This window comes from Pseudoalteromonas sp. 2CM32C (genome assembly GCF_023161925.1).
GTDB classification, from domain to species: Bacteria; Pseudomonadota; Gammaproteobacteria; order Enterobacterales; family Alteromonadaceae; genus Pseudoalteromonas; species Pseudoalteromonas marina.
The window spans coordinates 283,415-298,480 of the sequence record NZ_JALNTI010000001.1 but is presented as its reverse complement, the minus strand read 5'-3'; the positions used below and the strand labels follow the sequence as shown (position 1 = coordinate 298,480).

12 protein-coding genes are annotated in these 15,066 nt (G+C 39.1%); 5 read left to right on the top strand and 7 right to left on the bottom strand.

Going from position 1 to position 15,066, the window contains the following annotated elements; translation table 11 throughout:
• Positions 1 to 20: 20 nt before the first annotated feature.
• Positions 21 to 674, top strand: coding sequence for a response regulator transcription factor (locus MTF67_RS01400; RefSeq protein ID WP_006791970.1), 654 nt, complete (start codon positions 21 to 23; stop codon positions 672 to 674).
• A gap of 371 nt (positions 675 to 1,045) precedes the next feature.
• Entirely contained in the window at positions 1,046 to 2,635 is a 1,590-nt protein-coding gene (locus tag MTF67_RS01395; RefSeq protein WP_006791971.1) for an AbgT family transporter, read from the top strand.
• 89 nt (positions 2,636 to 2,724) lie between these two features.
• Here MTF67_RS01395 and purU read toward each other — a convergent pair whose 3' ends face one another.
• Positions 2,725 to 3,555, bottom strand: a complete 831-nt coding sequence (gene purU, locus MTF67_RS01390; RefSeq protein WP_248518513.1) for a formyltetrahydrofolate deformylase — start codon at positions 3,553 to 3,555, stop codon at positions 2,725 to 2,727.
• Between the two features lie 197 nt (positions 3,556 to 3,752).
• Positions 3,753 to 5,639: a hypothetical protein gene (locus MTF67_RS01385; protein WP_006794861.1), complete on the bottom strand. Its 1,887-nt coding sequence runs from the start codon at positions 5,637 to 5,639 to the stop codon at positions 3,753 to 3,755.
• A gap of 189 nt (positions 5,640 to 5,828) precedes the next feature.
• Between MTF67_RS01385 and MTF67_RS01380 the strand changes: the two genes are divergently transcribed.
• The 3 genes from MTF67_RS01380 (at position 5,829) to MTF67_RS01370 (ending at position 9,350) form a co-directional block, all read left to right on the top strand.
• Positions 5,829 to 6,806 (top strand): DNA topoisomerase IB, encoded by a 978-nt coding sequence (locus tag MTF67_RS01380; RefSeq protein WP_248518512.1) that lies wholly within the window; start codon positions 5,829 to 5,831, stop codon positions 6,804 to 6,806.
• Positions 6,807 to 6,978: 172 nt separating this feature from the next.
• Complete coding sequence (locus MTF67_RS01375; RefSeq protein ID WP_248518511.1) at positions 6,979 to 8,340, top strand: L,D-transpeptidase family protein; 1,362 nt, start codon at positions 6,979 to 6,981, stop codon at positions 8,338 to 8,340.
• A gap of 11 nt (positions 8,341 to 8,351) precedes the next feature.
• The gene (locus MTF67_RS01370) at positions 8,352 to 9,350 is read left to right on the top strand and encodes a D-Ala-D-Ala carboxypeptidase family metallohydrolase (RefSeq protein WP_248518510.1); all 999 of its coding nucleotides are present in this window, start codon (positions 8,352 to 8,354) and stop codon (positions 9,348 to 9,350) included.
• A 58-nt stretch (positions 9,351 to 9,408) separates the two neighbouring features.
• On the opposite strand, the gene pelG is transcribed toward MTF67_RS01370, so the two are convergent.
• From pelG to MTF67_RS01345, 5 genes are read right to left on the bottom strand one after another with little or no spacing between them, the layout of a single operon-like run.
• Positions 9,409 to 10,773, bottom strand: coding sequence for an exopolysaccharide Pel transporter PelG (gene pelG / locus MTF67_RS01365; RefSeq protein WP_248518509.1), 1,365 nt, complete (start codon positions 10,771 to 10,773; stop codon positions 9,409 to 9,411).
• Positions 10,761 to 12,278 carry a GT4 family glycosyltransferase PelF gene (gene pelF / locus MTF67_RS01360; RefSeq protein ID WP_248518508.1) on the bottom strand — a complete coding sequence of 506 codons (1,518 nt, stop codon included), beginning with the start codon at positions 12,276 to 12,278 and terminating at the stop codon, positions 10,761 to 10,763. The genes pelG and pelF overlap by 13 nt, the downstream gene beginning before the upstream one ends.
• Positions 12,271 to 13,254, bottom strand: coding sequence for a tetratricopeptide repeat protein (locus MTF67_RS01355; RefSeq protein WP_248518507.1), 984 nt, complete (start codon positions 13,252 to 13,254; stop codon positions 12,271 to 12,273). The genes pelF and MTF67_RS01355 overlap by 8 nt, the downstream gene beginning before the upstream one ends.
• The gene (locus tag MTF67_RS18515; protein ID WP_248518506.1) at positions 13,247 to 14,548 is read right to left on the bottom strand and encodes a PelD GGDEF domain-containing protein; all 1,302 of its coding nucleotides are present in this window, start codon (positions 14,546 to 14,548) and stop codon (positions 13,247 to 13,249) included. The genes MTF67_RS01355 and MTF67_RS18515 overlap by 8 nt, the downstream gene beginning before the upstream one ends.
• Complete coding sequence (locus tag MTF67_RS01345) at positions 14,545 to 15,060, bottom strand: hypothetical protein (RefSeq protein WP_008132805.1); 516 nt, start codon at positions 15,058 to 15,060, stop codon at positions 14,545 to 14,547. The genes MTF67_RS18515 and MTF67_RS01345 overlap by 4 nt, the downstream gene beginning before the upstream one ends.
• Positions 15,061 to 15,066: the final 6 nt, after the last annotated feature.

The following is a 15,066-nucleotide window of genomic DNA, read 5'->3' as shown; positions in this document are numbered from 1 at the left end:
CGAATTTTTAGGAGTGAACCATGAGTCAGTTTTTAATAGCGGACGATCATCCGTTATTTCGTGAAGCACTAAAGGGCGCACTGAGCGCAAAATTTGAAGGGCTAGAAGTGTTCGAGTCGTCAGATTTTGATAGCACATTGCAAGTGCTAAGCGAGCAAGAAGATCTTGATATATTACTGCTAGACCTTCACATGCCAGGTAATGGTGATTTGTATGGTCTTATTCGTATCCGAGAAGAGTACCCAAGTTTACCTATCGCTGTGGTTTCAGGCAGTGAAGATGTTAATATTGTTTCTAAAGTCATGGGTTATGGTGCTATGGGGTTCATTCCCAAATCATCGTCATCGGACGATATTGCCAATGCAATTAACCAAATACTTGAAGGTGATACATGGCTGCCAAAAGAGCTTAAAAACAAAGTAGCCGAAATCGAAGGTGAAGACAGAGAAATTGCAGCGCAAGTCGCTTCTCTTACACCTCAGCAATACCGCGTTTTACAATATTTGCATGAAGGATTACTCAATAAGCAAATTGCTTATGAGTTGCATATTTCAGAAGCAACAGTAAAAGCACACATTACCGCAATTTTTAGAAAGCTCGGTGTCTATAACCGAACGCAAGCCGTACTGATCGCTGCTAAATTACAACTAGAGCCTATTGAGCCAGCTCAATAATGGTTTAACGGCTTTGAAGCGATTTATTACCGTTATATTTTACCCGCTATTTTGAATTGGCATTTTAGCGCATGGGAATATTGTCGGCTATGATTTGAAACGCATTTAATTTAGGGCAGGCGTAGGTTAACCCCTTTAGGCAGCGTCTGCTTAGCACTTATGCTTTTTTACCTTTTCACTTATGAAAAACACGCCTAATACCTATACCTACAGCTTTGTCTAACATTAAACGGCGTAATTAATTACAAAAGGTCAGCATATTCCTGCTTTTGTGTTATTTAGCTTTACTCACAAACCATTCACCTTTTATACATGATCTAAATTACAAATAATGCTAGGTTACGGCAATTTTATAACTTTAAGAGCAGGGTATGACAGACTCCACACACACACCTAGCAACAACCCAAATAAGGGGTTGTTTAATCGGTTTTTAGCCACCGTCGAATTTTTAGGCAATATGCTGCCTCATCCAATTACACTATTTGCAATATTTGCAGTGGCAATTGTCGTGTTTAGCGGTATTGCAGATTGGTTTGGATTAAGTGCGATAGACCCTCGCCCGTTAGGTGCTCCTGGGCGCGACGCTGATGGCGTTATTGAAGTCGTAAGCTTATTAAGCGCTGAAGGTTTACAGCGCATTATGGCTGGGCTTGTCACTAACTTTACGGGGTTTGCACCCTTAGGTACCGTGTTGGTTGCACTACTTGGTGTAAGCGTTGCTGAGCACTCGGGTTTGCTCTCTGCAGCCATGCGAGGCATGGTAATGGGCGCTTCTAAACGTTTAGTTACGTTTATGGTGGTGTTTGCCGCTATTATGTCTAATACCGCCTCAGAGCTAGGTTATGTGGTTTTAATTCCACTCGCAGCGATGATTTTTCACAGTTTAGGACGTCATCCTTTAGCTGGCCTTGCCGCTGCATTTGCAGGCGTGTCGGGTGGCTATAGTGCTAACTTATTATTAGGAACTATTGACCCACTTCTTGCTGGTATTACAACTCCTGCGGCCCAAATGATCGACCCAACCTATGTTGTTGGCGCAGAGGCAAACTGGTATTTCATGATGATATCGGTGCTATTAATTTCAGTACTAGGTACTTTGGTGACTGAAAAAATAGTTGAGCCACGTTTAGGTAAATATAACCCAGACGAAGCCGGTATTGATCTGTCTCAAAACAGCATAGACACCCTTACTCAACAAGAAAAATCAGGTCTAAAATGGGCTGGCGTTTCTTTATTAGTAGTTTCTTTATTACTTGCTTGGACCATCGTTCCTGACGATGGCATTTTACGAAACCCTGCAACCGGTGAAGTAGCGGGTTCTCCTTTTTTAAAAGGGATTGTGGTTATTATTTTTGTGACATTTAGTATTCCTGGTTTTGTGTATGGCCGTGTTGTTGGCACCATGAAAAACGATAAAGATGTTATTAATGCCATGAGTAAAAGCATGAGCTCAATGGGGTTATATATTGTGCTAGTCTTTTTTGCGGCGCAGTTTGTCGCATTTTTCAAGTGGACTAATTTAGGCACTATTTTAGCTATAAACGGTGCGGCGCTTTTGCAAGCCTTAAACCTGACAGGCCCTGAAGTATTTGTTCTGTTTATTTTAATGTGTGCGTTAGTAAACCTAAGCTTAGGCTCATCGTCAGCACAATGGGCTATTACAGCGCCTATTTTTGTTCCTATGCTTATGTTAATAGGCTACGCGCCAGAAACAATTCAAGCGGCTTACCGTATTGGTGATTCTGTAACAAACTTGATAACCCCGATGATGAGTTATTTTGGTTTAATACTTGCCGTGGCTGTTAAGTATAAAAAAGACATGGGCATAGGTACGCTGGTTGCTACCATGCTGCCATACAGTATTGTATTTTTTATTGGCTGGGTTATTTTGTTTTATGTTTGGGTATTTTTACTGGGTATGCCTGTAGGGCCTGAGTCTCCTACGTATTACACACCGTAATTACTTATTTTACGCGAACAATAAAAAAGCCAGCTTAGCTGGCTTTTTTTAGCAAATGAGCGTGGTATAACCACAAAGGTTAACGCGTCCTAGCTAAATACAACGGTTTTATTGCCATTTATAAATAGCTTGTGCTCTGAAGCGAGTTGCAACGCTTTGCAAAAAACCGTTTTTTCAACGTCTTTACCCATTTTTGCCATCATTTCAGCTGTGTTAGCGTGAGTCACACTTGTCACGTCTTGTAAAATAATTGGGCCTTCATCTAATTCATTATTTACAAAGTGAGCCGTTGCACCAATAATTTTTACGCCGCGCTCAAATGCCTGATGATACGGTTTTGCACCAATAAATGCGGGTAAAAAAGAGTGATGAATATTAATAATTTTACCGTCAAAGCGGCCTACAAATTCAGGGCTTAAAATACGCATATACTTGGCTAAACCAATTATATCTGGGTTATAACTAGCAATTAAGTCACCTACTTGTTGGTCATGTTCACTTCGGCTTAGCCCAACATGCGATACCACATGAAATGGCACACCAAACCCTTTAGCAAGTGGTTCTAAATCAGGGTAGTTAGCAATAACAGCTAGCACTTCAATATTAAGTGTTTGCTCAAACTGTTTTAATAGCATACCACCTAAGCAGTGTGCTTCTTTGGTGGCAAGCAGCACCACTTTAGTTTTTGCATAGTCGTGCAATGCAAGTTTGGCGCCTTCAGGTAATAAAGCGCGTAGCTGCTCTAAAAAGTCACTTTGTGGTTGCCCCGTCAGCTCAGTGCGCATAAAGAAACGTTTGGCGTCTTTGTCTACAAATTCGTTATTACGAGTAATGTTCAAGTTATTTTGATGACAAAGCCCGGTGATTTTAGCAATTAAGCCCACATCGTCGGCACATTGGGTGGTTAGTATGTAACTCATTTTCCTCATTCTTACCCTGTGATTAATGTTTCATTATTTGTGTTTTAAAACATAAAGCAAGGGCTTTGTGGGCTAATCAAATATTAATCATGTTATTGCACGCTTTTAGTTTAATTTAGACGTTACATAGCGGTGGGGCATATTTAGGTAAATAAAAAATGCCACCCAATTATACAGGTGGCATTTATTTGAAAATGCTATTTTTTTGGCTCAGACGCCAAGTCGTCTTCTTGACGTAAAAAGCCAGCGGCTTCTTCATCGTCTTTAGTTAGAGTAGGTTGCATAGGCATTGCGCGAGTTTGTTGATTCAACTGATGTAGTTGAGATGCATTACCTAAATCGCGTTCACTCGTAATAGAGGCTATGGATTCGCGGTCTTTCAAAAAGGCGATTACATCTTTTTTGATTGCTTGTAATTGACCTTCATCTTTGTGCATTTCCATAATATGGCGAGGATGCTCAAGGTTTTTCATACCTGTTGCGGCAAAGGTTGTCGAAACGACACGCGAAACAATCACCCAAGGTGTTATGCTGCTGCGCACTAAGGTGTTTTCTGAACGAGTGCTATCGTGAATACCTGTACCTGTTGATATTTTTGACTCAGTAAATGTGCCTTCGCATTTAAAATATACCAGTAAAGATTCAAATTGCATTTCGGCAAAAAACAAGTGTGCACTGTTGCTTAGCAGCTGGGCAAAGGCTTTAATTAATACACCAATCAGTAATAAGTGAACACTTGCCATTAGCAGTTCACTAAACTCAATAATATTTTGATTATTAAACGCTTGCTCAATGCTATTTATATTTGCTGCATCAATATAGTGGTAAATATTAATAAACGAGTAGGCAAGCAATACGGTAAAAGTAAGCGCTACAATATAAAGCAAGTTACCGCTAATTAACGCAATTAAACGCGAAAGACTAAAATGCTTACCTAAATCCATTGTGTGCAGTTTAGGTTGAATTTCTTGAATCATTTCACCTTTAAAGCCGCCTTTACCTTCAATTTGCTCTTGTAATTTAGGGTCTAGCTCACGGTAAACCCTATTTGGTACTTCTTTGTAACGACGGTTTGCCATCACTAAATTATCAAGGTTTATAAAAATTTCATCGGGATGAACAGACTCTTGCCAGTTCTCTCTCAGTTCTGATACCTCGGCAGTGGGGGTCACAATATTTAAACGAGCTTTAATCATTACAAACACAAGGGCGCAACTTAGTGTAGCGAGTATAATAATGGCTGTTAAATACAGCCCTGCATTAAGGCTAGGTAATTGTTCTAGCCAGTTGTCTATTTGTTGTTTACTAATGCGTTGCTCTTGCATTAGCCACGACATAGAAAGCCCTATAGCAATGGGTAATATAAACGATAAGGAAATGATTTTAGCAAGCGCACCCGTACCTAAGGCTTCAATATTTTTTTCGGCATTTCGTGAAATGGGTTTACCAGACGAACGCCAAGAAAACAGCACGTAAAACATTAAAATTGCGCTATATATCGGAAAAGCAAGTTCTCCTGCTTCGCCTGTAAAGCCTGACAGTGATACAAATGCAACCAACGCATAAGCAATAAGTGCAACCAGCGTGCTAACCCATGAGCCAAATAAACGTTGGGCAACATTACGTATTGGATAGGGTAGAAATAATAGTTTTGGTATTAAGCTGTGTAGTAAGCGAGATAAAAATCCGTTTGGTTCTTTGAACGTACTGTTTTTGCGCCCAACAAGCATTTCCTCTAATGTTTGTGCTGTGTAGGCTACTTCGTTTTTTTCTTCTTGTGCAGTTGAGGTTTGCGATTTACTAAAGTTAAACGCCAGCGATGTAGGGTGATTTCTACCTACAAAGTACTTAAGTGTGGCATATATACCGCCAGATAAGGTACGAATACCTAGTGCGAGTATCAACATGCCAAATATCATCAAAATCCAACCTGCGGTAGCGTCGTCTTTTACAGAGCTAGATGCGGTAACTAACAGGCTAACACCCACAACAGCCTCAATCAGCCCTCTCACAGCCTTTACTTTACCTTCTAGTTTAAAAGGGTTTTTTAGTCCAAGATCGATTGATCCGTAATCAAAAGCCATTAAATGCTCCTTATAAATAGCACATCCAAAAAAGGGAATATCAGCAGAGTTACAATAACGTATGCACTTTAAACATTATTGCTTAATTTTTGATTGTATATCAATAATAGTGTTCAGTTTAAGGTTATTTGAATATGTTAGCTTAAATGTTTTATAGGCTGTCATTGATCAAAACGGAGTGCAGTGATTATGAAGTTAATTTATGTGGATGATAATTTACCTGGTATCACTCGAAAGCTTAAAAGCAAGCAATGGCAGTATTTCGACCCTATTTTCAAAGTAATAAAAGATGAAGCGGTTATTGAGCGTTTGAATGGCTTAGCATTTCCGCCTGCGTACAAAAGCGCATGGTTTTGCCCCGAAGAAAACGGACATATTTTAGCGACAGGGTTTGACAGTAAAGGGAGAAAACAATACCGATACCATCCAGAGTTTAGAGCCCAGCAAGAAGCAAAAAAATACCAAGTTTGTGGTGTATTTGGCCATAAACTTCCTTTATTGAGAGCTCGCTTGGAGTCAGACTTACAAGGCAGTGAGCTTAATGTAGAACGTACATTAGCTGCAGTAGTTAGGCTTATGGACTTAGGGGCACTTAGAGTCGGTAACGAGCGAAACGTAAAACAAAACAAAAGCTTTGGCGCTACAACCTTACGCACCCGACACGCAAAGCTGACTGGGAAAAATATTCAGTTAAAATACCGGGCTAAATCTGGAAAAGAGCGTGAGGTCAACATTACTGACAGAGTACTAAGCCATGTAATTAAAGACTTACAAGACTTACCTGGGCAACATCTATTTCAGTATATAAGTGAAGGTGAGCGCACTAACGTAACATCGAGCGAAATAAACCAATATATACAGCACATAATGGGGGAGGAGTTTAGTGCAAAACATTTTAGAACCTGGCGAGCAAGCGTTATTGCTTTTAAGCAGCTAGCTAAAGCCAAAGGCGCACTTACCTTAAAAAGCATGCTCGATTGTGTATCTCAGCAATTAGGTAATACCCCAGCAATAGCACGCAAATCTTATGTTCACCCTGATTTAATTACACTGTGTAAAGAAGATGAAGCAGCTCAAAATGCGTGGCGTGAGTCACTTACGTTACCTCGCAAGACTAAGTATTTAAGCAGATACGAACGTGGTTTTTTAGCGTTTTTAAGCGATTAATCTACATAGCAACTTTACACACTTGAGTATATTTATTACACAAGTAGTGTGTATTGTAACTTAAATGAAATGATCTTATTTTAATAAACCTAACCTTTTCAGTGTCTTAGTGTTGAGTTTGTTTTTGGCACTGACGTTGCATCTCTCGTTGATAATTAAACGGCAAGTACACATGCATTTATCAACACTATTTAGCGAGGGGCGCACCGTGAAGGGATTATTTACAAAAAAAGGTTTTACCAAAACAAACAAAGCTACTTTGAAAGGGGCTTTGTTTGTGAGCTTAGCAAGCATGTTTGCTTCACCTTTACTCGCGAATGATGATCTTGATGGTGTTTTACTTGCCAGCTCATCACTGACCACCTACAGCTCACAGCGCTACACGCAAACTAAAGATAGCTATTACTTTGATCAATACTCAGCCCAGTTAATAAAGCGTACTGAAAAAGCGATTAATTGGTACCAAGAAATAGTGAATCGCGGTGGGTTTATTTCTTTACCCGCCAGCGAGTTGCTTGAACTAGGTAGTAACAGTAAAGCGGTAAGTTTACTTGCTATGCGTTTATTTCAAGAACAAGATTTACTCACTAACGTATGCACTAAAGCGCCGTGCATTTTTGATAAACATATTGAGCGCGCTGTAAAGCAGTTTCAACATCGCCATGGCTTAAACGTTGATGGACGAGTTGGCAAAAACACGTTTGCTAAACTTAATATTTCAGCTGAGCAAAAACTCAATAAGTTAAAGTTAAACTTTTATCGCATTACCAACTTTGCTGGTTCGAGCGATGAACAGTACGTGTACGTAAATATTCCTGAGTATCAGTTGCGTTATGTGAAAGTAGGTGATGTAAAACTTCAAAACAACGTGATTGTAGGTAAACCTAGCTGGGAAACACCGGCATTTAGTGACGAAATAGAAAAATTTGTTGTTAACCCTGAGTGGCGCATACCTATTTCAATTGCTACTAGGGAAATAGCCCCTAAAGTGGCAGAAGATCCTGATTACCTTGTTAAAAACAATATTGAAATCAGAAAAAACAGCTACATAGACTCACAAACAGTTAACCCCAGTAATATTGATTGGGATTCAATTAAGCCTTATCAGTTTGACCATTTTTTAGTGAAACGTGCGGGTGAAAAAAATCCCCTTGGTGAAGTGAAATATTTGTTCCCTAACCCTGAGGCTATATATGTACATGATACACCTGCAAAGCAGCGTTTTAGCCAAACAAGACGTGCGCTATCGCATGGCTGCATAAGAATTGAAGACCCTTTTTCACTTGCTCAAGAAATAATTAAACATCAAGGTGAAGAGCATGCATTGGAACAAGTTAACGATGCACGCAGTGAAAACAGCACACAAACATATTATTTGGACGAGCCATTACCCATTCATTTAGTTTATTGGACTGCGTGGGTGGATGAAAACAAGCTCGTTAATTTTAGAGATGATATTTACAAACGCGATCAAAAAGCACTCCTAAAAAATGATAACCAGTCGGTTATTGCAGCATTATTAGAAAGTAAATAATGAGAGGTAATATGAAATTAATCGGTATTTTATTAATTAGTATGCTGACTACTCTGCTTAGTACGCATTTATTTGCTTCTCAGCCTGCTAAAACGGCTCATCAGGTTGTTGATATACAAAACAGGCCTGTTTTTGAGGACGCAGAATTTAGTTTAAAAATTAACGATATTGTCATGCCATACTCACTTTTTTCGGTGTTTGTAATGCCCAACGAGCAGGTTGAATTTGAAGTGCTATATGCGCAATCACCCGATGCTTACACATTAATTAGCGATGAAAAGTTCATGCTAACTGATACTAATCGTTGGCAATGGCAGGCACCGGATACTCCCGGCTTAACATCGGTAATAATTGAATCGCCAAATAAAAAACAGCGTATGAAAATTAACGTGTTTGTAAAAGTACCTGCCGATAGAGTAGAGGGCGGAAAGCTAAAATATTACCAAATAGGGCATTACCCAAAGCCATCGCAAATAAAAGATTCAAAGCACTATATTGTTCCTGACGGGTTTGTTGAAGTGACCCCAGAGAATGAAAGTACCAAATTATCGCCTCACTTTTCTTTAAAAGAATTTGTGAGTAAGCAAAAAAGTAATCATCCCAAGTATCTTTTTTTGCAAAATAAACTGCTGCTAAAGTTAGAGATGATTCGTAAGGAACTAATTTTAGAAGGCGTTCCAGTTAGTAACATGGTGGTGATGAGTGGTTACCGAACACCTTATTACAATAAAGCCATTGGTAATGTGAAACTGAGCCGCCATGTGTTTGGAGATGCAGCAGATATTTTTATCGATAACGATGGAAATTACCGTATGGATGATATTAATAAAGATGCAAAATACACTATTGAAGACGCAAAAGTGATGGCAAATATTGTCGAGTCGTTAGCCAGACGCGAATCATTTAAAGGCTTATTAGGTGGGTTGGGCGTTTATGGCCCTAAACCGCACCGAGGGGCATTTATACATGTAGATACACGTGGTTTTAAAGCCCGCTGGGTAAGTAAATAAAGTTTACACCTAATAAACAATAAATATATTGGCTACTTTTTATTAGGTGTAAGTGTTTTTATTGCAACATAAACGTTTCGTATTCTAGGTCTTCAAACTGCCTAGATAACCAAAACAAGCCAACTACAGAAGTAATTATTGTAGAAAGGGCAAATCCGTAGCCATAAAATTGTGGCCCAAGTGCGATAGATAAATACGTAAGCACAATGTTTAATGCTAAAAATAGGCCCGAAAGGATTAACACAGTAAAGCGTTTATCAAGATAGAACAATATATTGAGAATAGATAAAAATATTACCTGCACGCCTACGCCCACTACATCAATAAAAAGTAATGTTTTATAGTTAGGATCAATCCCAATGTAGGTAAGAACTTGCTCGCCCCACAATAGTAAACACGCAACAGTAATGCCTTGAATTTTAAATATGTCGTACAAGCCACCTCGAGCTGTTGTGATCATGTTGTCTTTTAAAAAGTAAATTTCTTCGAGCGAGGAGCCGCCCCTTATCGCAGAATAAAACCTGTCATATTGTTCTACAAAGTCAGTTTCCATTCTTACTAAAAATACCGCCATGCCGGGAATAATTGATAAATAGGCCAAAAATATGGGGAGATCGTAAATTGGGCTAGCTCTAAGGGGGCCTATAATATGTATAGATGTACTTGGTGAAAACCAAAACAAAATTTTATCTGCCCAAACGCCAATATTGTAAAATAGCCCGCAAAAGAACAGCATGTAATAGACTTTTTTTCGACTCATAAAGTCGAAGCTTATTAGTTTATTACCTGGGTAGCGACGAATAATCATGAATAAAAAACTAAAAAATAACAGTGCCTCACCTGCAAAAAAAGCAAAAAAGAGTCCATCTAATTGCCAGTCACGTAGTAATAATGCAAGTAGCACCATAAACGCGTACCCGCTGAGCATAGTGATTAAAATAAGCCGATACTCTTTCATACCCGATAAAAATATAGCACCAAGCCATTGATTACAAAGGCTAACAAAGCCACCTAAAATAATAATTTTGGTTACAACGGGTAAAGGTAAAAATGGCCAAACAGCAAATCCAACCAGTAATGCACCAATCGTTGTAATAAGTTGTGCACCAAGTAAATTGGGGAGTACTGAGTCGTCATCTTTTGTAAAAAATAAATCTGCCACAAAGCGCGTTAGCATAAGCTGTAAGCCGCCAGTTAATATTAACGAGGCCGCCATCATGTAAGTTATCAGGGTTAGAAACTGAATAATTAACAGCTTAGGTAATACTATTCCAAGGCTTAAAATACCAATAAGCATTAGAGCGATGATCGACAATAACCAAGGGCCTGAACCGATGAGACCAGCGTAGCTATAGGCTTCAAAAACAGAAAGGAGGGTATTTTTTTTGAGAATTTTCCGTATCTCAAAACCTATTCCGGCCATGACATTGTATCCTTATAAAGCTTGTCGTATCGGGCAAACATGTGGCTTTCGTCATAAAATGCTTTTACACGTTTTAAGCCGCTTGATTGATACTCATGCCATTTATCGTCGTTATTAAGTATGTTTGTAATTTGTACGGCTGTATCGCTTGGCGATGCAATAGAAACAACTTCACCTGCTTTACCTAAAGCCTTGTCTTGTTCTGTGGCACCTTCAATAATTTCTCGACACGAGCCAACATCACTGGCTAGAACAGGTACGCCTGCTGCCATTGCTTCTAGTAACACTAAGGGTTGGGCTTCAGAAATAGATGTTAATGCAACAAGGCCTAACTTAGGGAGTATTTCAGCTATATTTTGCATACCCAAAAACTTCACGCTGTTCTGTAACTCAAGGCTGCCCACCAGTAACTGGCACTCTTTGTAGTACTTTGGGTCTTCTTCAAAAGGACCTATGATCCATCCCTCTATTGCGGGCATGCTTGATTGCACTTCTTTAATGGCACGAATAAAGGTTTTAATGTCTTTAATTGGTACTACACGCCCAATTAAGCCTACTGTTAATGGAATAGTTTTAGAACGTGCAGCCAGTGCTTTAGCGTAGTGAGCGGTTTTAATGCCGTTTGGTACGACTAAAGAGCGCTTCTCACAGGCTCCATCTTTAATTTGGCGCTGCCTATTACCTTCGTATAGTGAAATTATTCTATCGGCTTGGTGGTAACTCGTGCGGCCAATTTGCTCGAAAAAAGTGATCCACATTCGGCGAATAAAGCCCATTTCGGTATTTAAGTTTTTACCTAAAATAGCTTCAGACTCTTTTATCCAATCGGCTTGAATTAAGTCTATTTTTCGCTCTTTGGTATAAATACCGTGTTCTGTTAATAAGTAAGGCGTGTTATTAATTACGCTTGCACCTGCACCTAAAAAACCAGCATAGCCTGTCGAAATAGAGTGTATAAGTTTAACATTCGGTAATTGGCGGGCAATATCTGCAATTTTAAACAAAGGCTTATACAAATTACGGTACGACCAAAAGAAATCAATAAAAGATGATTCGTCGCAAAATGTTAAATAGTAGTCAGCCAATACCTGCCAAGATGACTCGCTATATAAAAAGTCAGCTTCGTTTATACCGTTTTTTTGCCCAAGTTGTTCAAATGCAAATTCAAGTAACTCGGTGGGAATAGGCTCTTTTGAGTCTCTAAAATAACTTTGCAGTTGCTGCCAAAACTCAAACAACTCTTTTTTATATTTAACGCCGTGCTTTGCTTTTATATCAGTATTATTTTGCTCTACTAGATAATGAACATGCAATTTTGTAACATTTTTTGGAAGTGTGTACTTAATATCGCCATAGTGCTCAGAGGCACCGCCTAAAAAAATAAGCTCAAAGTTATAATGAGGTAGCCCTTCAATAATTTGATGAACCCAACTTGATACCCCCCCACGAACATAAGGATAAGTACCTTCTAATAATAATAATATATCGGCATTGGGGTTAGGCATTCCAATACTCCTGTAATTGGCGAAGTTCGCTCCCTTTAGGTTGTTCAGGTAACTCTTTTAAGTAGCGTTTACAGTCATCATACTTATTCATGCAAAAGGCAACTTCGGCTTTGTAGGGTAAAACATGGCGACGCGCCATACCTAATTCAGTTGCTTGTACAAGAAAATCAAGCGCACGTTCGTAATGACCCAGCGCTAGATAAACACGCCCTAAAAATACATAACTGGCTGGTTTTTGTGCGTACTCAATACTTTGTAAACTGAGTGCTTCAGCTTTTTCTAATACGTATGTTTTTAAAGCGCCTTGTGCAAGCCCTAAATAACTAAGCTCCCAATATACGTGTGCTAACTGTTCTTGTAAGTTACTCAGCTCAGGCTGCTTTGTGGTGTTAGCTATTTGTTGCTGATAAACACTAATTTTTTCGTTTAATTTTGTTTCTTTGGCATCAAGTGTTGAGTAAGCAAGTAAGCGTATATCGTCTTCTAAATCTTTGAGTGCGAGTTTTAATATTGGGATTGCTTGGCTGTCGCGCATGTGGCGAGCAGCCATTACTGCAGTTAAGCGTTTGTTAGGTTCGCTTGCGTATTTTAAAATAGCTTTTACGCCACCAATTGAATAAGTAGGGTTCGCCGAAATATCAGGAACTTCAAAGGGGAGTTCTGGAATTTCATGCTCTATTATTTCGGTATCATCACTTTTAAGTGGCTTACATAGCGCAAACGTAAGCGCCATCACAACACCTAAAATACCAAATACAGGTAAGCTAAACAGTAATAAGAATAATAATAGCGTGCCATTTATAAGCGTTGTTTTATATTTTTTAGGAATTAAAACGTAGCTTACAAAGGTAAAAAGTATGCTTGCAATGGCATGCAGTAAAATTACACCAAACCAGTTTGGTGTACTAAGAATTTCTTGCAGTGCAAAATACTCGCATAAACATGCAATTAAGGCGGCTATCACAACTTTAATCATGTAGGGCTACCAGTTTAGATAATTCATCCTTATTGACTGGAAACGCCACTTCTTGCTCAATAATAATATCGAGTTCTTGTAATGTTTTACCGGTACGTTCTTTACACCAGCTATTCATTCGCATTACAAAACCATCTTTTTCAAGCTCATCGGCAAGCGGCATCAGTATTAACAGAACTTGTTTTTCATTATCGTATAAATAGATGTCTAACCCTCGGCGAGCCTCGGTTAAATACTCCATCAACCGTCGAGATTCATCATTAATACTTAGCGCGTTCACCTTTAAAAAGTGTGAAGGAATTTTATAACGCTTTGCTTCTTTGTTTGCGTGTTTAACTTGACGCTTAAAGTATGGCGACTCTTCACGGGTCATTATTGGATTAGTGATTTCGTGACGCAATAAATCACCAATGTGTCCGGCCATAACGGCAAGTAAAGTAAGGGTGTTTTCTTTGAGGGCAAAAAATTTCACTTTTTCAACTAAAATAGCTCCATAAATTGTGTCGTTCACATCAATCAATGGAATAGCAATATGATACTTGCTATCACCCGATGAAGCTTTTGGATTTTTAAGTGACACCAGTTCTTTTTCGTCAAACATGGCAGCTATTAATGGGTCTGAATTAGATGGCTCACTCATTTTGCCTACACTAGCTAGTGCAGGCTCTTGTATTTTATCGTTTTCAACTTTATATAAGCCTGCTTTTTCTATCGAGCCATATTCTATAAATAGATTTAAAATAACCTCAGCGGCACTGTCTAAGCGTCTTTCTTTTAATTTACCAATTGATTCTCGTACGGCTTGTAATGACTCACGTAAACTAAGTGTATGTCCAGCAAGCATTTGTTCGATTCGGTCATGTGATGAGCTAATTAAATGATATTGGCGCGTAAATTTTTCAAGTCGGTCTGATACATAGGCTAGTTGAATGCTTTGCTGTTGATTAGTTCGCTCCCATACATCTCTAAATTCACCTGCCACCATAACTACAATAATGTAGCCAATCATGGCGTTAATATTAAACTCACTTTGAGGGTCTAATATAGTGCTTTGTATTAGCAATAATTGCCCTACTAGTAAGGTTAAAATACTAATAAAACCTTTTGAAAAGCCATAGCGTAGAGCAACAAGCAACGGCCCTAATACTGGCCAAGAAAACCCTCCTTGCGTCCAATAGGGGTCCTCAGCATTAAATAGAACAGGCAGCCCTAAAGCTAAAGCGGTAAAAAAACATACCTCAGCCCATATCTGTAGCTCAGGAACGTCTCTTGGGCGTAAGAAATGTGTTTTCACTCACTAACCTCAATATAAGACACTAAATCGGCAATTACATCTTGCGCAGTTGCTGCAATGCTATCGCGTCCCCAACCGCTTTTTGCAATGGTGCCGGTCCAAATTGGCGTTGTTTCACCGTTTTTTGTAAGCAATAAAGTAAGTGCAACCACTGGCTCTCCATCAAGACCTGCTTTGTAACGCCATTCTTCAATGCTGCCACTAAGTACATAGTCAGCTTGTTGAGTATTGAGCCATTGCATTGCGTTGTTTAAACGGTATTGATCGTCTAAAGGTGGCAGGTCTTTACTGCTATTTCTTGGTGCACGGAGTAACTTAGGTAGCTTATTTTGTTGCCAAATACTTGCTAAGATATCTTCAGCGCGCTCACCTGCCAGTGGTGTTTGTGCATGATTAACAAGCGGTAATAAAGCCACGGTAGTTGCTGGGCTAATTTCGATATCATCAGCAATTCGACTTGTAGTACACGCCGACAAGAGCAAAACCAAACTAAGTATAACTAAGCGAAACATATTCTC